Below are 24,210 nucleotides of genomic sequence, written 5' to 3'. Positions count from 1 at the left end.
AGATGAAAGAACATAAAGAGAAAGAAAAGGAAAAAGACAATCCTCAGGAAACGATGAACCAGCTGCTCCGCATGGTTGCGCCGGGCACTCCCATCCGGGACGGTTTGGAGAACGTGCTCCGGGCCAAGACGGGCGGCCTCATCGTCGTCGGCTACAGCCCGGAAGTCATGGAAGTCGTGGACGGCGGGTTTTCGATCAATTGCGATTTCAGCCCGAACTATTTGTACGAACTGGCCAAAATGGACGGCGCGATTATCTTGAGCGAAGACGCCAAACGAATCCTATACGCCAATACGCAGCTCATCCCGGATCCGTCCATCTCCTCGAGCGAGACCGGTATCCGGCACCGTACGGCGGAACGGGTGGCCAAACAAACGGGTAAACTCGTGGTATCGATCTCTCAACGCCGCAACGTCATCACGCTTTACCAAGGGCAGCAGCGTTATGCCTTAAAGGAAATGGGCGTGATCCTGACCAAAGCCAACCAGGCGATTCAGACGCTGGAACGATACCGCGCCGTTTTCACGCAAGGATTGACGAACCTTTCCGCGCTTGAGTTCGAAGAGCTGGTGACGATGCACGAAGTGGCTTACGTCCTGCAACGAGCCGAGATGGTGCTGCGTATTAAGAATGAGATCAACCGCTACGTTCTCGAACTAGGCAACGAAGGCCGGCTGATCAGCATGCAAATGGAGGAATTGATCGGATCGGCCGAAGAGGAAACGCGGCTGCTGATCAAGGATTACGCCAAGGACGCAGGGGACGACAGGATCCGGGAAATCCAGCATGCGTTCAAAAAGCTGAGCTCCGACGAGCTGCTCGATAATGCGCACCTGATCCGGCTGCTCGGCTATCCTTCGCTTAGCTCGGTCGCGGAAGAAGGGCTGCATCCCCGGGGCTACCGCATGCTCAGCAAAATCCCTCGTCTGCCCGGCGTCATTATCCACAACCTGGTGGAACGGTTCGGCGCGCTGCCCCATATCGTGATGGCCACCATCGACGAGCTGGACGAAGTCGACGGGATCGGGGAAGTCCGGGCGAGGGCGATTATGGAAGGCTTGAAGCGAATTCAAGAGCAGGTGTTTATTGACAGACAGATATGACGGGACTACAATGAGGTTTGGCACTTTCTGCATGCTCCAGAATGACCGACAACTGTCCTTCCCGGCTGCGGCCTTTGCGGCATCAGCGGAACTTATTGTCTACGTTGTCCGGGAATGGGCATAGTAAAGTCGAGGTGGAAAAGATGATCGCGAAATCCATACCGAATGTGTTCACGATAGGCAACCTGGTTCTCGGCGTCATCAGCATCATCCTTTCGTTCAACGGGGAAGTGAACAGTGCCGCCTTGCTGGTCATCATCGCCATGCTGCTGGACGGACTGGACGGCCGCGTCGCGAGAGCCCTTAACGTAACGAGCGAGTTCGGCAAGGAGCTCGACTCCCTGTCCGACGTCATTTCGTTCGGTGTCGCCCCGGCGTTCATCATGTACCAAGCCGCGTTCATGGAGACGACTCCTCCGGCGCTGGCCTGGATCGCGACGGCGATCTTCCCGATCTGCGGCGCGCTCCGTCTCGCCCGGTTCAACGTCATCGACGGAATCCCGGGATACTTCATCGGATTGCCGATTCCGGCGGCCGGCGGCGTACTCGCCACGCTGGCGCTGTTCCATAACGAGCTTCACGTCGCCCTGCTGCTCATCAGTTCTTTGGCACTGTCGTTCCTGATGATCAGCAACATGAAATATCCGAATTTCAAAAAGCTCGGTCTGCCGAAGGCGGCGTTATGGGCCATTCCCCTCGTCGTAGCGGGAGCCGCCATCCTGGCTTACCTGTTCCAGCAAGCCATTCCGAAGGTCATTTTGGCCCTTCTGCTCCTCTACGCGCTCTGGGGCTTAAAAAAAAACGTTGAACGCCTCTTGCCCCGAAAACTTCGCAGACATCGCAGATACCGCAGCGCTGCAGAAGAACGGCAGGAGCACAACGCTTGAGCAAACGAAAGACTTGTGATACACCGCACCGGGCTGCTCCTCTGGGAGCCGGCACGGTGTTTTTTTATCGTCGCGGATCTGTTGTCCATGGTTTAGGTTGCATTAGTATATATCATGATATATTATTATATATAAAATGAGAGCCGGGCATGTTTTGCGAGGAGGAAACCAAGTGACGGGTCCGATGTACGAACGAATATACGAGACGCTGCTTGAACAGATCCGCTCGGGCAAATATCAGCTGGGCGATCGAGTGCCATCCGAGAAGGAGCTCGCGGAGGAATTCGGCGTAAGCCGGATCACGAGCAAAAAAGCGCTGGAGCTGATCGCGGCGGAAGGCTGGATTACCCGTAAACCCGGCAAGGGTTCCTTCGTTGCGGATCCGTCCGCGAAGCCGGGAGGCGTGACGGAAGGGAAGCCGAAAGGAAACGGAAAAGGCGGGAAATCCGGGAACAAGCTCCTGGTCGGACTCGTCATTACGGATTTCGGGGACAGTTACGGTACGGGATTGGTATACGGGATGGAGGAAGCTTCCCGCAAATTCGACAGTTACCTGATCCTGAGACGTACGTTCGGCATTCCTTCTTACGAAGAAGAAGCGATCAAGGGTTTATTGGACGCCGGGGTGGACGGGTTGATCGTGTTCCCCGCGCAGGGAGAGTACTTCAATGCCGAAATTTTGAAGCTGGTCATCGACCAGTTTCCGCTCGTTTTGGTGGACCGGCATTTGAAGGGCATTTCGGCGGGGTCCATCTGCACCGATAACATCTCCGGAGCCAAAAAAGGAATCGAGTATCTATTCGGTCTCGGCCACAAGCATATTGGGTTGCTGACGCCTCCTCCCATGGATACGACGGCCGTGGAGGATCGGATCGAAGGCTTCATCCAGGCTCATGCCGAGAAGGGGATCCCCGTCGATCGGGGGCTTTGGATCGAGGAGATCCTTTCGACGCTCCCAAGCGCCTACACGGAAGAAAACAAAGCGAAGGACATTTTCAAAATCAAGAGGCACCTGCAGGAAAACCCGCATATGACCGCTTTGTTCGCCATGGAATACAACATCGCCGTGTTGGCCAGAGAGGCGGCCGAGCAATTGGGGCTTTCCGTACCCGAAGACCTGTCCATCATCTGCTTCGACTGCCCGGAGACGGACGGAACTCCATCTTTTACCCATCTGAGGCAAAATCAAGAGGAGATGGGGAGACAGGCGTTCGAGCATATCGTGAAACTCAGCGAGGGACAGAACATTCCGAACCGCACGATGTTGGAAGCCGCATTGATCATGGGACGATCCACCGCGGCCGCTCCGGAGGCCGCGCTCAAGCAAGCCTGATGACGCCATCCGGTAAATCCTTTCGAAACCTGTCGGTGAAAACCGGCAGGTTTTTCTCTCTGCTCGATATATAATGACATATTGTTATAAATTTATTATTTTAGTAAGTATATTGACATGTTAATGATATGACATTATAGTAAGGTTTGTAAGCGTTTTAGATCGAGCGGGGGGTGAGCGAACACGTATCAGAGTCTTTCGGATTGGGGCATAAGAGCAGACACGGCTCAAGAAGAACTCATGTACAACTTTTGGAACGAGGAACTCGGAATCATGAATCAACTCTCTCCATGCGGAGGGACTTGCAATGATCATTTCGTTTATTGGTGGCATGCGCACGTCATCGACGTCCTTGCCGACGGGTACCTTCGTACGAAGCAGAGACGCTATCTGGAACGCATTGACCGCGTGATCGGAGGCGTGCTGCAACTCAACGGCTCTACCCTGTTGCATAACTATTACGACGATATGGAATGGATGGCGCTGGCGCTGCTTCGGGTGTATGACGCGACCGGCCATGCACGGTACTTGAATGCGGTGCGCACGTTATGGGAGAGTATTCAAACCGCATGGAACGACCATTGCGGCGGGGGGATGGCTTGGAAGAAAGACCAGCCGGATTACAAGAACACGCCCGCGAACGCTCCCGCCTGCATTCTTGCCGCAAGGCTGTTCCAAAGGTTCGGCCATTCGGCCGATTACGATTGGGCGGTCCGAATTTATGAATGGACGAAGTCCCGCCTGGTCGACGAAGAAACCGGGTTCGTATGGGACGGCATGAACCGGCTTGGAGACGGGCGGATCGATAAGGATTGGGCGTACACCTATTGCCAGGGCGTTTACATAGGCGCCGGGCTGGAGTTGTACCGCATAACGGGCCGATCGGCTTATATGGAAGACGCCGTGAAAACGGCGCAGGAAGCGATTCGCCGGTTTGGCGGCGGTTCGGAGCAGCCGATATCGGACGAAGGTCCGGACGATTGCGGATTGTTTAAAGGGATTTTCGTTCGGTACCTTCGGGATCTGTACGCCATGAGGCCGGATCTGAAAGTAGTGAGAAGAACCCTTCTCATCAACGCCCAATCGCTGTGGACATCCGGAAGAGACGGCCGAGGCAGGCTCGCCAGGTCTTGGGGCGGCCCGGTGGAAACGGAAGTGCAGCTGAGCGCTCAACTCAGCGGCCTGATGGCATTCGAAATGACCGCGTCATTATTGCACGAGCCAGAGGAAACGAGCGACGCGATTACACGGAGGAGAGAGACACCGGGATGAGCAATGACATTTTGAACGCTTCCGCCGCGCTTGCCCGTATCGTCGAAACGGTCAGGGAGAAAAATGCCGATCAGCCGAGGATCGGACGAATTTTGGAGGGCGCATTGGACAACACGCTGCGTACGACGATCCGCAGACAGCCGGACGGCACGACGTTCGTCATCACCGGAGACATCCCGGCGATGTGGCTTCGGGACTCAGCAGCGCAAGTTCGCCCTTACTTGGCGGCTGCCGCGGAGGACGCCGGGTTGGCGGACATGATCGAAGGGCTGGTCCGCCGGCAAGCCGCCTGCATCGCGTTGGATCCCTACGCGAATGCCTTCAATGACGGAGCAACGGGTAAGGGGCACCAAAGCGACAGGACGCAAATGGGCCCGTGGTTATGGGAACGCAAGTACGAAGTGGATTCCTTGTGTTATCCGATTCAACTGGCCTACCTGCTCTGGAAGAACACGGGAAGGACTTCACACTTGGACGAATCGTTTCGTTCGGCAGTCCGTACGGTGCTGAAAGTCTGGAAAACCGAGCAAAATCATGAATCGAATTCGGAGTATTTTTTCGAGCGTTCGGATTGTCCGCCCACGGATACGCTTGAGCGGGGAGGCAAAGGTACCGAGACGGCGTTCACCGGCATGACCTGGTCCGGGTTTCGCCCGAGCGACGACGCATGCCGGTATGGCTATCTGATTCCGTCGAACATGTTCGCCGTCGTCGTGCTGCGATACTTAGCCGAAATCTCGCGGGACGTATACCGGGATTCGGAATTGGCGGGTGAAGCGGGCGCGTTGGCGGAGGAGATCCGGGCGGGCATCGAAACGTACGGCGTCGTCGACCATCCGGTCTACGGAAAGATGTACGCTTACGAGACGGACGGGGTGGGTCGGCACAATCTCATGGACGACGCCAACGTGCCCAGCCTGCTCTCGATCCCCTACCTGGGATACAAGCCTGAAAGCGACCCGGTTTACCGGAATACGAGGAATTTCATCTTAAGCGAGCACAATCCTTATTTTTACCGCGGAAGCGCCGCCGAGGGAATCGGAAGCCCGCATACGCCGCACCGGTACATCTGGCACATCGCGCTCGCGATGCAAGGGCTGACAGCCTCGGACCCGGAGGAGAAGAAGCGTCTTCTGCATTTGATGGCCGACACGGAAGCAGGCACGTCGATGATGCACGAAGGTTTTCTGGCCGACGATCCGACTCAGTTCACCCGGCCATGGTTTTCTTGGGCGAACATGATGTTTTGCGAGTTGGCCATGGACGTCTCGGGGATCCGAGTCCGCACGAACTGATCATGGAATTCGTTTTCAACCGGGGAAACCCGTTGGAATCATGCAACAACGGATCATAAAAAGGGAGGCATTTTACGTGAAAAAATGGCTTTCAGTGGCATCGCTAATCCTTACGGCAACCGTCGCGCTTTCCGCTTGCGGAAGCTCGGGCGGCGGGGATAAAAGTTCAGCGCCGGCTTCTTCTTCCGGTTCGTCTGCAAGCGCTTCCGAAACTTCGTCGGGTAAACCCGTCGAATTGACCTTTTGGGGCGATTGGGGTGGAGAAGGGCAGAAGCAATTCGAGACGATGGTCGACGCCTTCAACAAATCGCAGGACAAAATCAAGGTCAAATACGTGCTGCAACAAGACATGATCACCAAATTTCTGACGGCGGCAACCTCCGGGGGTTCTCCCGATATTCTGTTCTGGGACCGTTGGCGCACCTCGCTTTACGCTCCGAAAGGAGTCCTGCATCCGATTGACGATTTCATGGCCAAAGACGGCCTGAATAAAGGCGACTTCTACGACGAAGCGCTCAAAGAGCTTTCCTATCAGGATAAGCTGTACGGACTTCCGCTCACGGTTGACGCCCGGGCATTGTTTTACAACAAAAAGCTGTTGTCCGACGCCGGCATTACCAACCCTCCTGCCACGTGGGATGAATTGGAGCAGGCGGCGATTAAGACGACCAAATGGGACGGCAACAAGCTGCTCGTTTCCGGATTCTCCCTCGGCGACAACGGATTGTTCAACATGTATCTGCAGCAGGCCGGCGGAACGATGCTCACCGACGACGGGAAAACGAATTTCAACAATGAGAAGGGCAAAGCGGTTCTTGCCTACTGGGACAAACTGTTGAACACCGACAAAGTCTACAAAGTGGGTTTCGAGCAAGGGCTCGGAGAAGGCACGGACGCCTTCGCGACCGGCAAATTGGCGATGACCTATACCGGACCTTGGATGCTGACCACGTATAAGAAATACGGCAAAGACCTCGATTTCGGAGTCGTTCCTCCGCCGGCAGGCCCGAACGGCGACAAAGGAAGCGTCATGGGAGGCTTCGGCCTCGTCGTCCCGGAAGGATCCAAGCACCAGCAAGAAGCTTGGGAATTCATCAAATGGTGGACGGCCAACAAGGATAACGCGCTCCTGTGGGCGAAAACGAGCTTGAACATTCCGGGCTACAAGCCGGCGCTGGAAGATCCGTTCTTCAAGGACGACCCGCTGTGGAAGCCGTTCCTGGATACGCTCGAATTCGCGAAAATCCGTCCGCAGCACCCCGGTTATTCGGTGATGGAAGGCGACGCGCTCGTTCCGAACCTTCAGCTGTTCCAGCAGAAGAAGCAGGATGCGGACACGACGCTCAAAAAAGCCCAACAACGCGGCGATCAATTGCTGCAGGATAACGCTCAAGCGAAATAAGCCGGAGGGAGGGCAACCTCCCTCTTAGGCTTTCGCCATGCCATGCAAGGGGAGGGGAGTACGAATGGCTTCCGCGGGAAAACTTCATCGCCACCAAGCCAGAACGGCTTATTTGTTCATCACGCCTACCATGCTGCTTTTCCTGATTTTTACCGTCATCCCGGTGTTCATGGCCTTTTATCTCAGTTTCACGAATTATGACGTGCTCAGCCACATGGATTGGGCGGGATGGGACAACTACAGGCGGCTATGGCAAGACAGCCTGTATTGGCTGACGTTCAAGAACGTCCTGTATTACTCGGTCATTTTCGTTCCGCTCAATATCCTCATTTCGATCGGTCTGGGCGTGCTGATGAATCAAAGACTCAGGGGCATTCGCCTGTTCCGCACGTTGAACTACCTGCCGACGCTCACCTCCGCGGTCGCTGCCGCGACGGTATGGGTGTGGCTGCTCCACCCGGAATACGGCCTCGTCAATGGGCTGCTTTCTTACTTGGGAATTAACGGTCCGGCTTGGCTCGCGCAAACCGAAACGGCGATGATGTCCATTATCCTGGTGACCCTGTGGCAATCCGTGGGGTCCAATATGGTGATTTATATCGCGGGATTGCAGGGCATTCCCGACTATCTGTACGAATCGGCGAAGCTCGACGGGGCGAACGCTTTCCAGCGCTTTCGTTACATCACGTGGCCTCAGCTTCGTCCGACGACGTTCCTGGTGAGCACGATGTCCATCATCGGCGCCCTCCAGTTGTTCGACCAGGCTTTCGTGCTGACGCAAGGAGGGCCGGGCAACGTCACCAAAACGCCGGTCTATTTGATTTACCAACAGGGCTTCAACCAGCTGCAAATGGGATACGCTTCAGCGCAAGCGTTCGTGCTGGCGATTGCCATCCTCGTTTTTTCTTTCATCAACATGCGGTTGAACAAGTCGGAAGAGCCGGTCGTATGAGGAGGCGGGATTGATGAACGAACATGCCGTACGGACGGCACATTATCGCACCGAAGAGTCAAACGGCAAGGCAAGGATTTCGCGAATCGTTTGGATGGCGTTGTTTTATCTCGTCAGCATCGCCATCGCGGCCGTCATGTTCTTGCCTTTCTTGTGGAGCCTGATCACATCGCTCAAGCCGAGCGAAGACATTTTCACGTTTCCCATCCAATGGATTCCATCGAAGCTGACCTTGGAGCATTATAAATCCGCCTTCACGACGGTTCCGTTCGGGCTCTATTTTTGGAATTCTCTCGTTCTGGCGGTCGCCGGCGTGCTGGCGAATTTGTTTTTCGGTTCGCTCAGCGGCTACGCGTTCGCCAAGCTGCCGTTCCGGCTGAACAAGCCGCTATTCCGGGTGCTGCTGTTGGCCATGATGATCCCGGGCATCGTGACGATGATTCCGAGCTTCTACGTGCTGAGGCACATCCCGTTCGCCGGAGGCAACGATTGGCTCGGCGGGGGCGGCAACGGTCTCCTGAACACGTTTTGGGGAATCATCCTGCCCGGCGCGTCCGGTTCTTTCGCCGTCTTTTTCATGCGCCAGTTCTTCCTTACGCTGCCGAACGACATGATGGAAATGGCGCGGATCGAAGGCTGCCGGGAGTTCCGGATTTTCTGGAACATCTACCTGCCCTTAACCAAACCGGCGCTCGCCACGCTGGGGATTTTCACCTTCCAGGCCGGATGGAACAGCTTCCTGTGGCCCATGATCGTGCTGAACGATCCGAACAAAGCCACCATCCAGATGGGGCTTCAGGCTTTCTCGTACAATCATCAGACAGACTTCGGACCGATGATGGCGGGGGCGTTGATCGCGGTCTTTCCGATCCTCGTGTTGTTCCTGCTGCTCCAAAAATATTTCGTTCAGGGCATCGCCTTCAGCGGCGTGAAAGGATAAGCGCAGCGTGAAGCGAAGGAATCTCTGGATTTGGATAACGGTGCCGGTCGCGGTGCTTACGATCGCGGCTGCGGTGTTCGGGAAGGCAAGTTGGGCGGAAGGCATGTTCCAGCACCGCTCATCGGTTTGGAGCGAGCGGGCGGAGCTTGCGCAAGATGAACTCTCGGCATCTTTCTGGGACGGGAAGAGGAAGCTTTACAACAACGCTTCCCCCTGCATCCTTCAGTTGTGCACGGATCCTTTCAATTATTGGTGGTTGGCGCATGTGGTAGATTTGTCCGTCGACGGCTATTTGCGGACGGGAGCAACGAGCTACAAGGAGCGGATTCAGGATTTGTACGACGGGATCTTGAGCCGAAACGCCGGCGTGTGGCCGAACGATTATTACGACGACATGGCCTGGATGGGGCTGGCTTGGCTTCGGGCATTCGATGCCGTCGGGGACGACAAGTACAAGGCGGCCGCTCTGGCTCTCTGGGAAGACATCAAGGGAGGATGGAACGAGGAAATGGGCGGCGGCATCGCCTGGCGCAAGGAACAGACGGATTACAAAAACGCGCCGGCTAATGCGCCTTCCGCGATTTTAGCCGCCCGTCTGTACGCAAGGTTCGGAAATAAGGACGATCTGGCTTGGGCGGAACGGATCTATCAGTGGGAGAAAAACAACCTGGTTGACCCGGACACCGGCCTTGTTTGGGATGGGATGAACCGGAACGGCGACGGCCTGATCGACAAGGATTGGACTTTCACTTACAACCAAGGCACCTTCATCGGGGCCGGCGTCGAATTGTACCGGGCGACGAAGAAAGACGCCTACTTGGAAGACGCGGCCAAAACCGCCGACTATGCAGCCGACCGGATGGCGAGTCCCACAACCGGCATGCTCCCTTCCGAGGGGGACGGAGACGGGGCTCTCTTCAAAGGCGTGCTTGTCCGGTATTGGGGAGAGCTTGTTCGGGAGAAACCGGGTAACGAAAAATGGTTGAACCTGCTTCGCCGGAACGCGGAAAGCTTGTGGGAGCAAGGAAGGAAGAATGACCGCCCGTTATTCGGGCTGTCCTGGAGCCAGACGCCGGACGATGTCGTCCCTTTAAGCGCGGATATCAGCGGAACGGCATTGCTGGAAGTGATGGCAAGCTTGGAAAAGCAAGGCTGGCTTTGAAGGGTAAGGCGGCGGCACCATCAGGGGGGAGCGTGAGAGAGCCATGCTTTGGACAAAACGGGCGGAGCAAGCCCAACAGTCACTGGATTCGCTTTTTTGGAACGCCGGCATCTCGATGTACGATATCGAAATTCCGTGTCCGGACGGATCCTGCAATACGATTTTCCATTATTGGTGGATGGCCCACGCAGCGGATGCGTTAGTGGACGGCCTCTTGCGCACGGACGACGCGAAGTATGCCCGCAGGCTCTCCGAGTTGCATGAAGGCGTTCGAACAAAGAACGGCGGAGCCTTTCCGAACGAATTGTACGACGATATGGAATGGATGGCGATCTCCTGGCTTCGAGCGTTTGAAGCGACGGGGGAACCCCAATACCGGGACACCGTCCTTGAGCTTTGGGAAGACATTCAGGGCGGCTGGAACGACACGATGGGCGGCGGGATCGCCTGGCACAAAAAACAGCTCGGCTACAAAAACACTCCGGCGAACGCACCCGCGGTCATCCTTGCTTGTAGACTTTACCGCACGCTGGGCCGGCAAGAAGATCTCGATTGGGCGAAAAAAATCTACGTATGGCTTCGCGAGAATCTCGTGGACCCGGCCAGCGGGTTCGTATGGGACGGCATGAACCGCAACGGGGACGGCCAAATCGACAAGGACTGGAAGTTTACGTATTGCCAGGGAGTCTATATCGGAGCGGGGGTAGAGCTGTACCGGCTTACCGGGGATCGTGCGTATCTCGACGACGCGGCGCGGACGGCGGAAGCGGCAGTGGAAGAACTGACGTCTCCAGAAAACGGCACCTTGCATGACGAAGGCGATGGGGACGGAGGGTTGTTCAAAGGCATCTTCGTTCGGTACTTGGCCGAATTGGTGAAGGAGCAGCCTGCATCGAACGGTTTGCTGAAGACACTGGAAGGGAACGCCGAGAAGATGTGGACCCACGCAGGGTCGGAGGAGAAACCTTTGTTCGGCACCTCGTGGGGCCGGACTCCCGGCCGTAAGGTCTCGCTGAGCTCCCAATTGAGCGGCGTGTTCTTATTGGAGCGAATGGCCGAACTGGAGATCCGAGGAATCTTGTCATAAAAAAAGCGCACCGTAACTCCCTAAGCAGGGACGCAACGGTGCGCTTTTCTTATTTTCGGTCTGATTCTGAGGTTAAGTGAAATTGAATATTCCGAGCGTCGAGCATTTCTCGGCTTCTTTCGTCACGACGTCTTCCATGTTGATGTCCAGCAGGTTGCAGAGCGCCGACAGGTAAAACAGGTTCTTGCCCATCTCGCCGCGAATGGCGTCCCGGCAATTCTCGCACAGCTCGCCGTTCATGTGGGATTTGGATTGCCGCAGCGCCTGATCAAGCGCCATTTGTTCGGTGAAGCCTTGGTTCCGCGCGTTCAATTCGATGCATCCGCACTCGGTGATCGACTTGGCGACCGCCCGGTTCACCGAAGCGCCGGCTTGGCTGAATTTCGTGACGACGTCCAGCAAACTGCGATGGCGAAGCAACAGTTCCGATACTTGCTGCTGAAATTCGTGCAACGTTGGTGCGCTCATTCGGGTCCACCTCGGTTACTCATTTTCGCTGCTTCCTTCATTATAGAGCAACCATAGGGCCATTTCAAAAGGAAGACGGAGAAGTAAGGAAGTTTTAATCCGGAGACGGGGGGCGAGATTAGGCCCGCCAAAATTGGAACATACTAGTAAAGAAATATAAGTGTACTCGTAAGGAGTGATAGTCGGGCATGATGAAAAGATTGATTCAGGCGGTGGGCCTCATTTTGGGAGCGGTGACCGGCCAGGAATGGTCGGCATGGCGGATATCCGGCGGAGCGGCGTGGATGGATCCCGTACTGGGCGTACATACCGCGTCCGCACCGGGCAGCTCTTATGGCGCGCTCATCGGGGCGTTCATCGGATTATTGGCGGCAACGGCAATGGCAGGTCCGCTCTCCCGTGCTCTTCAGCTTGGGATCGACCGTGCCGCAGGGGTTCCGGCGACGGACATGGTGACGGGAGCGGCCGGGCTCATGGTGGGAGCGCTGTTCGCGGTTCTCGTGTATCCTTTCGTTTCGGACATCCCCCGGGTCGGCCCGCTGCTGGGAGCCGTTTTGGCGATCGTGCTGGCCTATGCGGGAGCGGGGATCGCCGTCCGCAAGAAAGAGGAGATCGGGGAATGGTTCCGTTCCCGCCGCGTTGCCGAACCGCTGAAAGAAGAAGCGCCGCGTTACGAAGAGCATAAAATTTTGGACACCAGCGTCATCATCGACGGTCGAATCGCCGATATTTGCAAAACCGGCTTCATCGAAGGGACCTTGGTCATCCCGGAATTCGTGCTCGAAGAGCTGCAGCACATCGCGGATTCGTCCGACCTGCTGAAGCGAAACCGCGGGCGGAGAGGGCTCGATATTCTGAACAAAATCCAGAAAGAGCTCGACGTGAAAGTGCTCATCTACGAAGAAGCCGTCGAGGAAGCGGGCGAAGTCGACAGCAAACTGGTGAAGCTGGCCAAAGCGATGCGCGGCAAAGTGGTGACCAACGACTTCAACCTGAACAAGGTGTGCGAGCTGCAAGGCGTTTCCGTCCTGAACATCAACGATTTGGCCAACGCGGTGAAGCCGGTCGTGCTTCCGGGCGAAGAGATCGTCGTGCAGGTGATCAAGGACGGCAAGGAGCATGGACAAGGAGTCGCTTATTTGGATGACGGCACGATGATCGTCGTCGAAGGCGGCCGCGATTTCATCGGGACGACGATGGAAGTGCTCGTGACGAGCGTGCTGCAAACTTCGGCCGGCCGGATGATCTTCGCCAAGCCGAAGCTATTGGAAAAAGCGCTCTGAAAAGGTATGATAAAAAAATACGGGCGGGACGCGCTCAACGTCCCGCTCTTCTGCATGTAAAGGGGATTGGCGGTCTGCATGAAATGGGGAGCCGTGATCGTCGCGGCCGGACGGGGAACCCGGATGGGGACGGCCGACAACAAGGCTTATTTGCCGATCGCGGAACGTCCCGTGCTGGCGCATACGCTCGAAGCGTTCGAACGGTGCGGCCGGGTCGAAGAGATCGTCATCGTCGCCGCCGGGCATGAGATCGGCAGGGCCGAGGAATTGGTCCGCGCGGGCGGATTCGCCAAAGTCGCCGCGGTGGTGGCCGGCGGGGCGGAGCGGCAGGACAGCGTGGAAGCGGGTTTGTCCGCGCTCGGAACCGATGGCGCTCTCATTCATGACGCCGCGCGGCCTCTCGTGACGCCGGAACAGATCGCGGCATGCTTGGAAGCCGCGGAGGAACACGGAGCGTCGACGCTCGCCGTTCCCGTGAAGGATACGATCAAGGTGACGGAAGCGGGCATGGTCGTGTCCACGCCTGACCGGTCCACGCTGTGCGCCGTCCAGACGCCGCAGGCGTTCGGCCGGCTCGCGCTGCTCGAAGCGCACCGGCTGGCCCGGGAGGCCGGCGCGGCCGCGACCGACGACGCGATGCTGTTCGAACGGCTCGGCCGCAAGGTAGCCGCCGTGCCCGGGCATTACACGAACTTGAAAATCACGACGCCGGAGGATCTGCTCGTCGCCGAGCTGTTCCTCGAACGGCGCCGGAGGGAGAAGGAACCGCAATGATTCGGATCGGACAAGGCTTCGACGTCCATCAACTGGTGGAAGGCCGCCCCTGCATCATCGGAGGCGTCACCATTCCTTACGAGAAAGGGCTGCTCGGCCATTCCGACGCCGACGTGCTGCTGCATGCCATCAGCGACGCGGTACTGGGGGCGCTTGCCTTGGGCGACATCGGGAAGCATTTTCCCGATACGGATCCGGCTTACGCCGGAGCGGACAGCGTAGTGCTGCTTCGCCGCGTGTGGGCGCTCGCCAAGGAGAAGGGCTATCGGCTCGGCAACGCGGACGCGACCATCATCGCGCAGGCGCCGAAGATGGCGCCGCACATCCCCGCGATGGTGAAAGTGATCGCGGACGTGCTCGAAGGCGATGAGGATCAGGTCAACGTGAAAGCGACGACTTCGGAGAAGCTGGGCTTCACGGGACGCGGCGAGGGGATCGCGGCGCAGGCCGTCGTGTGTCTCGTCAAGGCGCAATAACATTTCAGCGATTTACGATATACGACAGGGGGTTATCACGATGAGCAGCAAAGTGCGCGTAAGATACGCGCCCAGCCCGACGGGCCATTTGCATATCGGCAACGCGCGTACCGCCATTTTCAACTACCTTTATGCCCGCCGCCACGGCGGCGATTTCATCATCCGTATTGAAGATACCGATATCAAACGCAACATCGAGGGCGGGGAGCAAAGCCAGCTCACTTACCTGAAGTGGCTCGGCGTCGATTGGAACGAAAGCATCGACATCGGGGGAGACTACGGACCGTACCGCCAAACCGAACGGCTGGAAATATACAATAAGCACACGCAGGATCTTCTCGACCGGGGCTTGGCCTACCGCTGCTATTGCACGGAAGAAGAGCTCGAGCGGGAGAGGGAAGAGCAGACGGCGCGCGGAGAACAAATGCCCCGCTACTCGGGCAAATGCCGCAGCCTGACTGCGGAAGAGCGTTCGCGGCTCGAAGCCGAAGGCCGGGTGCCGAGCGTTCGTTTCATCGTGCCGGAAGGCCGGACGTATGCGTTCGACGACATGGTCAAAGGGAACATTTCCTTCCGTTCCGAGGATTTCGGCGATTTCGTCATCGTCAAGAAGGACGGCATTCCGACCTATAACTACGCGGTGGCGGTGGACGACCACCTGATGGAAATCTCCCACGTCCTGCGCGGGGAAGACCATATCACGAACACGCCGCGCCAGTTGATGGTTTACGAAGCGTTCGGATGGTCGCCGCCGGCGTTCGGGCACATGACCCTCATCGTGAACGAAAACCATAAAAAGCTGTCCAAACGCGACGAATCCATCGTACAGTTCATCGAGCAGTACGACGGGCTGGGCTATATGCCGGAAGCGCTGTTCAACTTCATCGTTCTGCTCGGCTGGTCGCCGAAGGGCGAAGAGGAAATCTATTCCCGCGAGCAGTTGATCGAGATTTTCGACGCGGACCGCTTGTCGAAGAGCCCGGCCGTGTTCGATACGGCCAAGTTGAACCATATCAGCCAGCATTACTTGAAGGCGGCGGACCTCGCGAAGGTGGTGAGCCTCTGTCTGCCCCAATTGAAGAAAGCGGGGCGCTTGCCGCAGGAGCCTTCCGAGCAGGAAGTCGCTTGGGCGACGGAACTGGTTGCGTTGTACCGCGATCATCTGCGATTCGGGGCGGAAATCGTGCCGCTGTCCGAGCTGTTCTTCCGGGAAACGCTCGAACTGGAGAACGCCGAAGCCCGCGCGGTGCTGGCGGAAGAGACGGCGCCGAAAGTGCTGGCCGCGTTCGCGGGACAGTTGGAAGCGGGAGGAGAAGCTGCTTTCACGGTCGACGGAATCAAAGCGGCCATCAAAGCCGTTCAGGGCGAGACGGGCGTGAAGGGCAAAGGCTTGTTCATGCCGATCCGCGTCGCCTTGACGGGCCAGATGCACGGGCCGGATCTGAACGGGACCGTGTGGCTGCTCGGCCTGGAGCGCGTAATTCAGAGGTTGAAGGACGCCGCGGAAGGAAAATTCTAACGGTGCGGCAAGATCGGGCGATGCGCCTCGTCCCTTGTCACTTCAAGGGGTATCGGCTATACTGAGTGTAAATAAAGCCGAAGAGCGACGAACAGGAGAGTACGTTCGTGACCGGAATGTCCAGAGAGGGCGGCATCAGCTGCAAACCGCCTCATTCCCGCCGAATGGAAATGCGCCTGGGAGCCGTGCCGCCGAACGGTCCGCAAGACGGTCCGATAAGCGGTGCCGGGTGGCGCCCGTTACCAGCCTGAAGGGGGGACTCGGTCCGGCGGACCACCGCAGGCCGGGACTCAAGCAGGGTGGGACCGCGTACGCACGAGACGTCTCTGCAGCAATTTGCTGCAGGGACTTTTTTGTTTTACGGGAGATTTCGCGATCCCTTTCGCGGTTTCGCAGTTCGGGGGATCAGGGAGGCGTTACGTCATGGGGTTTTGGAGCAATGTCAAATCCGATATCGACGCGGTGATGGAGAACGATCCCGCGGCCAGGAGCCGGTTCGAGGCTATTTTCACCTATTCCGGGCTGCACGCCATCTGGTCGCACCGGATCGCCCATTTTTTCTATAAGCGCCGGTGGTTTACCGTCGCCCGGATCATCTCGCAAGTCAACCGGTTTTTCACCGGCATCGAGATCCACCCGGGCGCGCGCATCGGGCGCAAGCTGTTCATCGACCACGGCATGGGCGTCGTGATCGGGGAGACGTGCGAGATCGGCGACGACGTCATCATCTATCAAGGCGTCACGCTGGGCGGCACGGGCAAGGAGAAGGGCAAACGCCATCCGACGATCGGCAACCGCGTCGTCATCGCCTCGGGCGCCAAAGTGCTGGGTTCGTTCAAGGTCGGGGACAATTCGAACATCGGGGCGAATTCGGTCGTCCTGCGGGAGGTCCCGCCGAACAGCACGGTCGTCGGCATTCCCGGTCGCATCGTGAAACGGAACGGCCGGCGTGTCGATGACCGGCTGGATCATACGAATCTCCCGGATCCGCTCATCGACACTTTCCGTTTCATGCAGAAGGAAATCAACGAGCTGAAGGCGGAGCTCGAGAAGCTCAAATGCGCCGAAAGCAAGCCGGATGAAGCTTCGAAGGCGGAACCCGTCGGAACCGCCCCTTACGACAAATAAAGGAGCAAACCCAACGTGACCCTGCAAATTTACAACAGCATGACCCGCATGCCGGAAACGTTCGTCCCTCTGACGCCGGGCAAAGTCAACATGTACGTGTGCGGACCGACCGTTTACGACTACATCCACATCGGCAACGCGCGGCCGCTCATCTTTTTCGACGTCGTCCGCCGCTATTTGGAGTATGCGGGATATAAGGTCAATTTCATCGTGAACTTCACGGACGTCGACGACAAAATGATCCGCAAGGCCGAGCAGCTCGGTACCACGGTGCCGGAGATCGCCGCAAGGTTCATCGCCGCCTACGAAGAGGACCGCAACTCCCTCGGCGCGGTGCCGCCGACGGTCACCCCTCGCGTCACCGATACGATGGACGAAATCATCGCGTTCATTGCCGAACTGGTCGACAAAGGCGCCGCTTACGAGAGCGGCGGGGACGTTTATTTCCGCACGAACTCGTTTCCGGAATACGGCAAGCTGTCCCACAAAAACCTCGACGAGCTGCAATACGGCATTCGGATCGAAGTGGATAAGCGGAAGGAAAATCCGCAGGACTTCGTGTTGTGGAAAGCCGCCAAACCGGGCGAAATCTACTGGCCCAGCCCGTGGGGAGACGGCCGTCCCGGCTGGCACATCGAATGCTCCGCGATGGCGCTTCGCTATGCCGGCGAGACGCTCGACATCCACGGAGGCGGGCAAGACCTTCAGTTCCCGCACCACGAATGCGAGATCGCGCAATCCGAGTCGGTTACCGGCAAGCCGCTTGCCCGGTACTGGATGCATAACGGCTTCGTCAACATCGATAACGAGAAAATGTCCAAATCGCTCGGCAACGGCGTCAACGTCCGGGAGATCCTCAAGCGAACGAACGCGCAGGCGATCCGCTATCTCATGCTGTCGGCCCATTACCGGAGCCCGCTTAACTTCAGCGACGAGATCGTCAAGCAGGCCGAGAACAGCGTCGAGCGCCTGACCAACTGCCGCGACAACCTGAAGCATCGCCTGGCGGCCGTAGAGGGGGCTATCCCTTCCGTACCGATGGAAGAAGACGCCGAAGTGATCGCCCGGATCGATGAGTTGAAGGGCGAATTCGAAGCCCGCATGGACGACGACTTCAGCACGCCCGACGCGATCACCGTATGGTTCAAGCTCGTGTCGGAAGCGAACGCCTACCTGCAGCGTCCCGTTGCCCATGAATACGTCTTGCGGGAAATGCTGAACCGGATTTCCGCGATGGACGGCGTATTGGGATTGCTGAAACCGGAAGCGGGCGCGGAACTCCTCGACGAGGAGATCGACGCGTTGATCGAAGAGAGGACGGAAGCGCGCAAGACCCGCAATTTCGCCCGCGCGGACGAAATCCGCGATTTGCTCTCCGAACGGGGAATCCTGTTGGAAGACACGCCGCAAGGCATCCGGTGGAAACGCAAATGACGGAACGCGAACCGGAATTGACCGCCGCGGCGCCCGTCATCGCTCCGCGGCTGCCGGCGGGTTTGCCGGTGGAGCAGTTGTCGCCCGTCGTGCTGGCTTATATCGGGGACGCAGTGTTTGAGGTGTACGTCCGTCAGTGGTTGATTGCGGGGCCCATCCGCAAGCCGCACGAACTCCACCGGGCCGCGACGAAGTTCGTGTCGGCCGCCGCGCAAGCTCGTCTGCTCCAACGGTGGATGCCGCTGCTGACCGAGGAAGAGGCGGATATCGTGCGGAGGGGCCGGAACACGAAGTCCGGCCAGCCTCCGCGCAACGCCGATCCCGGCGACTACCGGCATGCGACGGCGCTTGAGTGCCTGATCGGTTACTTGTTTTACAGAGGAGAACGGGATAGGCTGGAACAGCTGATCGAGACGGCCTTCGCACCGGAAACGGGGCAATCTATGACAAAGGACGATGAACATGAATAACCGCAATCGCGGCCGCGGTACCGAAGGCGGCCGTTCTTCTTTCGGACGGGACGCGAGGAAAGGAGGCGGGCCCAAAGGCTATACGCCTGCCGGCAGCGAGCGTAAGCCGAAGCCGCCCGCCGCGCCGGTTCCCGAATATCCCGCAGACGATGCGGGAGACGATGCGCTTCTAGGAGAAGAGCAGTATTTGGCGGGCAAACATCCCGTGCTCGAAGCGCTGAAGTCCGGCCGGGCGTTGAACAAGATCTGGCTGTCCGAGCAATCCCAGCGCAGCCATATCGCCCCGATCCTGGAGGAGGCGAAGGCGAAGGGCGTCGTCGTCCAGTTCGCCGACAAGCGCAAGCTGGACCAGCTCGTGCCGAACTTGCCTCACCAGGGAGTCGTGGCTCAAGCGGCGGCCGTGTCCTACTACGAGGTGGACGAGCTCCTCGCCCGCGCTTCCGAGAAGGGCGAACCGCCGCTTCTCGTGCTGCTCGACGAGGTGGAGGACCCGCACAACCTCGGCTCCGTCCTCCGGACGGCGGATTGTACCGGCGTCCACGGCGTCATCGTGCCGAAGCGTCGCAGCGCCAGCTTGACCGCCGTCGTCGCCAAGACGTCGGCCGGCGCGGTGGAATACGTGCCGGTCGCGCGCGTTTCCAACTTGGTCCAGACGATCGAGAAGCTGAAAGAGGCCGGCGTGTGGGTCGCGGGAGCGGCCGGCGAAGCGCCGGGCGACGTGTACCGGGCCAACCTGACCGGGCCGCTCGCCATCGTGATCGGCAACGAAGGCCGCGGATTGTCGCGCCTCGTCCGCGAAAGCTGCGACTTCCTCGTGTCGCTGCCGATGCTCGGGCGCATCAACTCGCTGAACGCGTCGGTGGCCGCCGGCGTCATTCTGTACGAAGCTCTCCGCCAGCGCAAGGCCGCCGATGCCGCCAAGGCGGCGGGACCGGCCGGCGGAGACGGGCATGCTCCGGCGTGAGGACGTCCTCTTCGTCGACGGTTATAACATGATCGGCGCGTGGCCCGAGCTTGCCGCCCTCAAGAAGGACAGGCTCGAGGACGCGCGCGACAGGCTGCTCGACCTCCTTGCGGATTACCAGGGCTTTGCCGGCACCGCGGTCATCGTCGTATTCGACGCGTTCCGCGTGCCGGGCACGGGGTCGTCTACCAAGCAGCATCGCCTTCGCGTCGTCTACACGCGGGAGAAGGAGACGGCCGACGAATGCATCGAACGGCTGGTCGGAGAGTGGACGTCGGTCCGCCGCAACATCTATGTGGCGACGTCGGATTTGGTGGAGCAGCACGTCGCCTTCGGAAGGGGCGCGCTGCGGTTGTCCGCGAGGGAACTGAAGCTGGAAGTGGATCGCAGCCGGCGGGAAATCCGGACCGCGATCCGGCCCGAACGGCCGACGAAGCGCAATCCCTTGGGCGGCGCGGTCAGCGAGGATATTCAGCGGCGTTTGGAGCGGATGAGAAGGGGCATGAGCGATGAAGAGTCCTAAATTGGTTGCCAATGGCAACTCTACCATCCGCCAAAGCCTGTTTTGTCGGCAAATCCATTGACGCTGCAGGCTTCATCAAGTATGATTGGAAGTAGTTTGGTAGAGTTCGCGATTCCAGCGAGTGAAGCAAGCCGGAGGGATGATTACGTGAGCGTCGACTTGGAGAAGCTGGCAGTACGCGAATATGACTTCAAGACCGACGAGGACATCGTGGAATCGGTCCGCTTGGGCGATGGAGAAGCGCTGGAATACCTCATCAACAAGTACCGCAATTTCGTTCGCGCGAAAGCGCGTTCCTATTTTCTGATCGGCGCGGAGCGGGAAGACATCGTACAGGAAGGCATGATCGGCCTGTACAAGTCGATCCGCGACTTCAAGGGTGACAAGCTGGCCTCGTTCAAGGCGTTCGCCGAGCTGTGCATCACCCGCCAGATCATCACCGCCATCAAGACGGCGACCCGCCAGAAGCACATTCCCTTGAATTCGTACGTTTCTTTGGACAAGCCGATCTACGATGAAGATTCCGACCGGACGCTCCTCGACGTCATTTGCGGCTCACGCGTATGCGATCCGGAAGAGATGATCATCAACCAGGAAGAGTTTTTCGGTTTGGAAGATAAGATGTCGGAAATTCTCAGCGACCTGGAACGCAAGGTGCTGATGCTTTATCTGGACGGCCGCTCCTATCAGGAAATCGCCGTCGATCTCGACCGCCACGTGAAGTCGATCGATAACGCGTTGCAGCGCGTGAAGCGCAAGCTCGAAAAGTACTTAGAAGTCCGCAATCTTGTGAGTTGATCTCATCCCATACGAACATCCGGCAGCCGGTCCAACGCGCTGCTTTTTTTACGCCCGTTTGGCAAGTAAGGCGAGTCCGCGTATGCTTCTCTCTATATGCATTCGCATGCTTGCTTGTTTTTCGGGGGGGTTAAAGAGAGCGGAAAACAGAAAGAATGGGTGCTAGGCTCTGTGGCCAGGGCCGTCCCACAACCTGCCAATCGTCGTCAACCTATTCTTTCGTTGACATGACTTTGGGCCTGTGATAAATTATTTTAGTAACCTTTAAGGTGGCATCGTGTGCGCAGGCCCTGAATCATCGGCGAAACACCAGGTTTCGTTGTAATGACGGACTTGGTCAGCGCAGTCCTGGCCTTCCGTCAGACGGACAGGTCGCTGTGCCGCCGCTTTGATTCTTTTTTTATGAGTAATAATCCCGGGAGGTGGAAGGGATGCGGGTCATCATCACGCTAGCTTGCACGAACTGCAAGCAACGGAACTACACGTCGACGAAGAACAAGCGTACGCACTCCGATCGCATGGAGTTGAAAAAGTTCTGCAGACACTGCAATGAACATACTCCTCATCGCGAAACGCGCTAAGCCCTAGGAGGTATGGACGTGACTTTCCTGGCCAAAATGAAACAGAGCTTTGGGTCCTTTTTTTCGTTTTTCGGCGACAGTTGGAGCGAATTGAAGAAAGTCCGTTGGCCCAACCGGAAAGAACTGGTTAGCTATACGATCATCGTTATCGTGACCGTCCTGCTGATCACGCTTTACTTCTGGGTGCTGGATATCGGCATTTCTCAGCTCGTCGATCTCGTCATTTGACGCGGGAACCAAAGGTGGATTTTCCCATGGAAAAAAGATGGTATGTCGTACACACGTACTCCGGCTATGAGAACAAGGTGAAAACCAACCTGGAGAAACGCGTGGAATCAATGGGCATGCAGGACAAGATTTTCCGCGTGCTCGTGCCGATGGAAGAAGAGATCGTCAACAAGGACGGCAAGAAAAAGACGGTGATGCGCAAAGTGTATCCCGGCTACGTCCTCGTTGAAATGATCCAGACGGACGATTCCTGGTACGTGGTCCGCAATACGCCCGGCGTTACCGGGTTTGTCGGTTCCACGGGGTCCGGTTCGAAACCGACGGCGCTTCTGCCCGAAGAAGTGGAGCAAATCCTGCGCCACATGGGCATGGAGGAGCCGAAACCGGTCATCGAATTCGAGCTCAAGGAGAACGTCCGCGTCAAGGTCGGGCCTTTCGCCAACTTCGTCGGATCGGTGGAAGAAATTCTACACGATAAGATGAAGCTGAAAGTGCACGTCAACATGTTTGGCAGGGAAACACCAGTTGAGTTGGATTTCACTCAAGTGGAGAAGATATAATTTTCTGCGTTTCCGTTTTGAGCGGGAGGGACGAGCGTCCCGTCGAACCGCAATCTGGGCAAGGAGGTGTGCATCATGGCAAAGAAAGTCATTAAAATGGTCAAACTGCAAGTTCCGGCAGGCAAAGCCAACCCGGCACCGCCAATCGGTCCTGCACTCGGTCAAGCAGGCGTCAACATCATGGCGTTCTGTAAGGAATTCAACGCCCGCACGGCGGATCAAGCCGGCCTGATCATTCCGGTCGTGATCTCCGTATTCGAGGACCGTTCCTTCACGTTCGAGACCAAGACGCCGCCGGCAGCTGTACTGCTGCGCGTCGCTGCTGGTATCCCGAAGGGATCCGGCGAGCCGAACAAGAAGAAAGTCGCAACCGTTAAGCGCGCGAAAGTCCGCGAGATCGCCGAGCAGAAAATGCAGGATCTCAACGCGGCTTCCGTTGAAGCGGCTATGCGGATGATCGAAGGTACTGCCCGCAGCATGGGCGTCACGATCGTCGACTGATTTGTCTTATCGCGCCCCGGCTCCGGCCGGCTGCGCGGCACGCTCCCCACGGGGGCGGGCCAGTGGGAGGAGACTTCCGTTAAAACCACACAAGGAGGAGAACAACATGGCCAAACACGGCAAGAAATATGCAGAAGCCGTTAAGCTGATCGACCGCGACGCGACCTACGAAACGTTGGAAGCGATCGAGCTCGTGAAGAAAGCGGCAACGGCGAAGTTCGACGAAACCGTCGAAGCAGCCGTCCGTCTCGGCGTTGACCCGAGAAAACAAGACCAAAACGTGCGCGGCGTCGTTGTCCTGCCGCACGGCACGGGCAAAACGAAACGCGTTCTCGTATTCGCGAAAGGCGACAAGGTGAAAGAAGCCGAAGCTGCCGGCGCGGACTACGTAGGAGATCAAGACCTCATCAACAAAATCCAGCAGGGTTGGTTCGAGTTCGACGTCTGCGTCGCGACTCCGGACATGATGAGCGAAGTGGGTAAGCTGGGCCGTATCCTCGGCGGTAAAGGCCTCATGCCGAACCCGAAAGCCGGCACCGTAACGTTCGACGTTACGAAAGCGATCCAAGAGATCAAAGCCGGTAAAATCGAATACCGCCTGGACAAAGCGGGCCAAATTCACGCACCGATCGGTAAAGTTTCGTTCGACGCCGACAAGCTGAACGAAAACCTTAAAGCCCTGATCGACGCGCTGAACCGCGCGAAGCCGGCGGCAGCCAAAGGCGTGTACCTGAAGAACATCTCGATCTCTTCGACGATGGGCCCGGGCGCGCGACTCAACGCAGCGAACTACCGCTAATTGCCGTTTGACAACGGCGATCGGCCCGTGGTAAGATTGCGTGGTTGTTAACAAACGAATACGAATACCGTAGACCGTAGGTGCCAAGTGCAAGCCAAGCTTGCGCGACAGCTTAATTTCCTACCGAGGTGTGTGGATACAATCGAGCGGACTCATTATGCTTATGCGTGATGACCGAACTGATTATGTCATGCCCCTGCGTCTGCGGGGGCATTTTTCATGCGCCTGCAGCCAGGGGGGACACCGATTACGGTGAACCAAGAACCAGGAG

The 24,210-nt window shown here is 57.7% G+C and carries 25 protein-coding genes, 1 pseudogene and 1 other annotated feature; of the genes and pseudogenes, 25 read left to right on the top strand and 1 reads right to left on the bottom strand.

Annotation, left to right across the window (positions count from 1 at the left end; translation table 11 throughout):
* The first annotated feature begins 2 nt into the window (after positions 1 to 2).
* The 10 genes from disA (at position 3) to EAV92_RS24750 (ending at position 11,433) form a co-directional block, all read left to right on the top strand.
* The gene (disA, locus tag EAV92_RS16830) at positions 3 to 1,103 is read left to right on the top strand and encodes a DNA integrity scanning diadenylate cyclase DisA (protein ID WP_123042163.1); all 1,101 of its coding nucleotides are present in this window, start codon (positions 3 to 5) and stop codon (positions 1,101 to 1,103) included.
* A 143-nt stretch (positions 1,104 to 1,246) separates the two neighbouring features.
* Positions 1,247 to 1,990 (top strand): CDP-diacylglycerol--serine O-phosphatidyltransferase, encoded by a 744-nt coding sequence (gene pssA / locus EAV92_RS16825; protein ID WP_123042162.1) that lies wholly within the window; start codon positions 1,247 to 1,249, stop codon positions 1,988 to 1,990.
* Positions 1,991 to 2,162: 172 nt separating this feature from the next.
* Positions 2,163 to 3,323 carry a GntR family transcriptional regulator gene (locus EAV92_RS16820; protein ID WP_241158297.1) on the top strand — a complete coding sequence of 387 codons (1,161 nt, stop codon included), beginning with the start codon at positions 2,163 to 2,165 and terminating at the stop codon, positions 3,321 to 3,323.
* Between the two features lie 210 nt (positions 3,324 to 3,533).
* Positions 3,534 to 4,595 (top strand): glycoside hydrolase family 76 protein, encoded by a 1,062-nt coding sequence (locus EAV92_RS16815; RefSeq protein ID WP_277424239.1) that lies wholly within the window; start codon positions 3,534 to 3,536, stop codon positions 4,593 to 4,595.
* Positions 4,592 to 5,890: a glycoside hydrolase family 125 protein gene (locus EAV92_RS16810; RefSeq protein WP_123042160.1), complete on the top strand. Its 1,299-nt coding sequence runs from the start codon at positions 4,592 to 4,594 to the stop codon at positions 5,888 to 5,890. The genes EAV92_RS16815 and EAV92_RS16810 overlap by 4 nt, the downstream gene beginning before the upstream one ends.
* A gap of 40 nt (positions 5,891 to 5,930) precedes the next feature.
* On the top strand, positions 5,931 to 7,292 hold the full coding sequence (locus EAV92_RS16805) for an ABC transporter substrate-binding protein (protein ID WP_123042159.1): 1,362 nt from the start codon (positions 5,931 to 5,933) through the stop codon (positions 7,290 to 7,292).
* A 64-nt stretch (positions 7,293 to 7,356) separates the two neighbouring features.
* Positions 7,357 to 8,244: a carbohydrate ABC transporter permease gene (locus EAV92_RS16800; RefSeq protein WP_123042158.1), complete on the top strand. Its 888-nt coding sequence runs from the start codon at positions 7,357 to 7,359 to the stop codon at positions 8,242 to 8,244.
* A gap of 94 nt (positions 8,245 to 8,338) precedes the next feature.
* On the top strand, positions 8,339 to 9,184 hold the full coding sequence (locus EAV92_RS16795; RefSeq protein WP_241158574.1) for a carbohydrate ABC transporter permease: 846 nt from the start codon (positions 8,339 to 8,341) through the stop codon (positions 9,182 to 9,184).
* Between the two features lie 7 nt (positions 9,185 to 9,191).
* Complete coding sequence (locus tag EAV92_RS24755) at positions 9,192 to 10,346, top strand: glycoside hydrolase family 76 protein (RefSeq protein ID WP_241158294.1); 1,155 nt, start codon at positions 9,192 to 9,194, stop codon at positions 10,344 to 10,346.
* A gap of 43 nt (positions 10,347 to 10,389) precedes the next feature.
* Positions 10,390 to 11,433, top strand: a complete 1,044-nt coding sequence (locus EAV92_RS24750) for a glycoside hydrolase family 76 protein (RefSeq protein ID WP_206424229.1) — start codon at positions 10,390 to 10,392, stop codon at positions 11,431 to 11,433.
* 72 nt (positions 11,434 to 11,505) lie between these two features.
* Here the strand turns inward: EAV92_RS24750 and EAV92_RS16785 are convergent, their stop codons facing one another.
* A complete protein-coding gene (locus EAV92_RS16785) occupies positions 11,506 to 11,901 on the bottom strand; it encodes a nucleoside triphosphate pyrophosphohydrolase family protein (protein WP_123042156.1) in 396 nt (131 codons plus the stop codon).
* A 188-nt stretch (positions 11,902 to 12,089) separates the two neighbouring features.
* On the opposite strand from EAV92_RS16785, the gene EAV92_RS16780 reads away from it, so the two are divergent.
* The 15 genes and pseudogenes from EAV92_RS16780 (at position 12,090) to rplA (ending at position 23,939) form a co-directional block, all read left to right on the top strand.
* Positions 12,090 to 13,184, top strand: a complete 1,095-nt coding sequence (locus tag EAV92_RS16780) for a PIN/TRAM domain-containing protein (protein WP_123042155.1) — start codon at positions 12,090 to 12,092, stop codon at positions 13,182 to 13,184.
* Positions 13,185 to 13,262: 78 nt separating this feature from the next.
* A complete protein-coding gene (ispD, locus tag EAV92_RS16775; RefSeq protein ID WP_123042154.1) occupies positions 13,263 to 13,958 on the top strand; it encodes a 2-C-methyl-D-erythritol 4-phosphate cytidylyltransferase in 696 nt (231 codons plus the stop codon).
* Positions 13,955 to 14,434, top strand: a complete 480-nt coding sequence (ispF, locus tag EAV92_RS16770) for a 2-C-methyl-D-erythritol 2,4-cyclodiphosphate synthase (RefSeq protein ID WP_123042153.1) — start codon at positions 13,955 to 13,957, stop codon at positions 14,432 to 14,434. Before ispD ends, ispF begins: the two co-directional genes overlap by 4 nt.
* A gap of 40 nt (positions 14,435 to 14,474) precedes the next feature.
* Entirely contained in the window at positions 14,475 to 15,953 is a 1,479-nt protein-coding gene (gene gltX, locus EAV92_RS16765; RefSeq protein WP_123042152.1) for a glutamate--tRNA ligase, read from the top strand.
* A 423-nt stretch (positions 15,954 to 16,376) separates the two neighbouring features.
* On the top strand, positions 16,377 to 17,081 hold the full coding sequence (gene epsC / locus EAV92_RS16760) for a serine O-acetyltransferase EpsC (protein WP_123042151.1): 705 nt from the start codon (positions 16,377 to 16,379) through the stop codon (positions 17,079 to 17,081).
* A 15-nt stretch (positions 17,082 to 17,096) separates the two neighbouring features.
* Positions 17,097 to 18,515, top strand: coding sequence for a cysteine--tRNA ligase (gene cysS / locus EAV92_RS16755; protein ID WP_123042150.1), 1,419 nt, complete (start codon positions 17,097 to 17,099; stop codon positions 18,513 to 18,515).
* Positions 18,512 to 18,985 carry a Mini-ribonuclease 3 gene (locus EAV92_RS16750; RefSeq protein WP_123042149.1) on the top strand — a complete coding sequence of 158 codons (474 nt, stop codon included), beginning with the start codon at positions 18,512 to 18,514 and terminating at the stop codon, positions 18,983 to 18,985. The genes cysS and EAV92_RS16750 overlap by 4 nt, the downstream gene beginning before the upstream one ends.
* A gap of 133 nt (positions 18,986 to 19,118) precedes the next feature.
* Positions 19,119 to 19,949 (top strand): annotated as a pseudogene (rlmB, locus tag EAV92_RS16745) (23S rRNA (guanosine(2251)-2'-O)-methyltransferase RlmB); the annotation flags it as partial.
* Positions 19,936 to 20,472, top strand: a complete 537-nt coding sequence (locus EAV92_RS16740; protein WP_123042148.1) for an NYN domain-containing protein — start codon at positions 19,936 to 19,938, stop codon at positions 20,470 to 20,472. The pseudogene rlmB and the gene EAV92_RS16740, both read left to right, overlap by 14 nt.
* A 147-nt stretch (positions 20,473 to 20,619) precedes the next feature.
* The gene (gene sigH / locus EAV92_RS16735; RefSeq protein ID WP_123042147.1) at positions 20,620 to 21,270 is read left to right on the top strand and encodes an RNA polymerase sporulation sigma factor SigH; all 651 of its coding nucleotides are present in this window, start codon (positions 20,620 to 20,622) and stop codon (positions 21,268 to 21,270) included.
* 431 nt (positions 21,271 to 21,701) lie between these two features.
* Entirely contained in the window at positions 21,702 to 21,851 is a 150-nt protein-coding gene (rpmG, locus tag EAV92_RS16730; RefSeq protein ID WP_123042146.1) for a 50S ribosomal protein L33, read from the top strand.
* A gap of 18 nt (positions 21,852 to 21,869) precedes the next feature.
* Positions 21,870 to 22,079, top strand: a complete 210-nt coding sequence (gene secE, locus EAV92_RS16725; RefSeq protein WP_123043777.1) for a preprotein translocase subunit SecE — start codon at positions 21,870 to 21,872, stop codon at positions 22,077 to 22,079.
* 26 nt (positions 22,080 to 22,105) lie between these two features.
* A complete protein-coding gene (gene nusG / locus EAV92_RS16720) occupies positions 22,106 to 22,639 on the top strand; it encodes a transcription termination/antitermination protein NusG (RefSeq protein WP_123042145.1) in 534 nt (177 codons plus the stop codon).
* Between the two features lie 75 nt (positions 22,640 to 22,714).
* Positions 22,715 to 23,140 carry a 50S ribosomal protein L11 gene (gene rplK / locus EAV92_RS16715; protein ID WP_123042144.1) on the top strand — a complete coding sequence of 142 codons (426 nt, stop codon included), beginning with the start codon at positions 22,715 to 22,717 and terminating at the stop codon, positions 23,138 to 23,140.
* A gap of 106 nt (positions 23,141 to 23,246) precedes the next feature.
* Complete coding sequence (gene rplA, locus EAV92_RS16710; RefSeq protein WP_123042143.1) at positions 23,247 to 23,939, top strand: 50S ribosomal protein L1; 693 nt, start codon at positions 23,247 to 23,249, stop codon at positions 23,937 to 23,939.
* Between the two features lie 49 nt (positions 23,940 to 23,988).
* Positions 23,989 to 24,168: a sequence feature (ribosomal protein L10 leader region), on the top strand.
* The last annotated feature ends 42 nt before the right edge of the window (positions 24,169 to 24,210 follow it).

Origin of the sequence: Cohnella candidum (assembly GCF_003713065.1) — a bacterium.
GTDB lineage: Bacteria > Bacillota > Bacilli > Paenibacillales > Paenibacillaceae > Cohnella > Cohnella candidum.
The sequence above is the reverse complement of the archived record's forward strand: the minus strand, read 5'-3'. Positions and strand labels throughout refer to the sequence as shown.

Coding starts and splice junctions, on each gene's coding strand:
- EAV92_RS16785 (WP_123042156.1), bottom strand. CDS start 11,901: ATGAGCGCACCAACGTTGCACGAATTTCAGCAGCAAGTATCGGAACTG.
- ispF (WP_123042153.1), top strand. CDS start 13,955: ATGATTCGGATCGGACAAGGCTTCGACGTCCATCAACTGGTGGAAGGC.
- rplA (WP_123042143.1), top strand. CDS start 23,247: ATGGCCAAACACGGCAAGAAATATGCAGAAGCCGTTAAGCTGATCGAC.
- EAV92_RS16795 (WP_241158574.1), top strand. CDS start 8,339: ATGGCGTTGTTTTATCTCGTCAGCATCGCCATCGCGGCCGTCATGTTC.
- EAV92_RS16740 (WP_123042148.1), top strand. CDS start 19,936: ATGCTCCGGCGTGAGGACGTCCTCTTCGTCGACGGTTATAACATGATC.
- EAV92_RS16780 (WP_123042155.1), top strand. CDS start 12,090: ATGATGAAAAGATTGATTCAGGCGGTGGGCCTCATTTTGGGAGCGGTG.
- disA (WP_123042163.1), top strand. CDS start 3: ATGAAAGAACATAAAGAGAAAGAAAAGGAAAAAGACAATCCTCAGGAA.
- EAV92_RS16810 (WP_123042160.1), top strand. CDS start 4,592: ATGAGCAATGACATTTTGAACGCTTCCGCCGCGCTTGCCCGTATCGTC.
- epsC (WP_123042151.1), top strand. CDS start 16,377: ATGGGGTTTTGGAGCAATGTCAAATCCGATATCGACGCGGTGATGGAG.
- gltX (WP_123042152.1), top strand. CDS start 14,475: ATGAGCAGCAAAGTGCGCGTAAGATACGCGCCCAGCCCGACGGGCCAT.
- rplK (WP_123042144.1), top strand. CDS start 22,715: ATGGCAAAGAAAGTCATTAAAATGGTCAAACTGCAAGTTCCGGCAGGC.
- EAV92_RS16750 (WP_123042149.1), top strand. CDS start 18,512: ATGACGGAACGCGAACCGGAATTGACCGCCGCGGCGCCCGTCATCGCT.
- rpmG (WP_123042146.1), top strand. CDS start 21,702: ATGCGGGTCATCATCACGCTAGCTTGCACGAACTGCAAGCAACGGAAC.
- EAV92_RS16805 (WP_123042159.1), top strand. CDS start 5,931: ATGCAACAACGGATCATAAAAAGGGAGGCATTTTACGTGAAAAAATGG.
- EAV92_RS24750 (WP_206424229.1), top strand. CDS start 10,390: ATGCTTTGGACAAAACGGGCGGAGCAAGCCCAACAGTCACTGGATTCG.
- ispD (WP_123042154.1), top strand. CDS start 13,263: ATGAAATGGGGAGCCGTGATCGTCGCGGCCGGACGGGGAACCCGGATG.
- pssA (WP_123042162.1), top strand. CDS start 1,247: ATGATCGCGAAATCCATACCGAATGTGTTCACGATAGGCAACCTGGTT.
- EAV92_RS16800 (WP_123042158.1), top strand. CDS start 7,357: ATGGCTTCCGCGGGAAAACTTCATCGCCACCAAGCCAGAACGGCTTAT.
- nusG (WP_123042145.1), top strand. CDS start 22,106: ATGGAAAAAAGATGGTATGTCGTACACACGTACTCCGGCTATGAGAAC.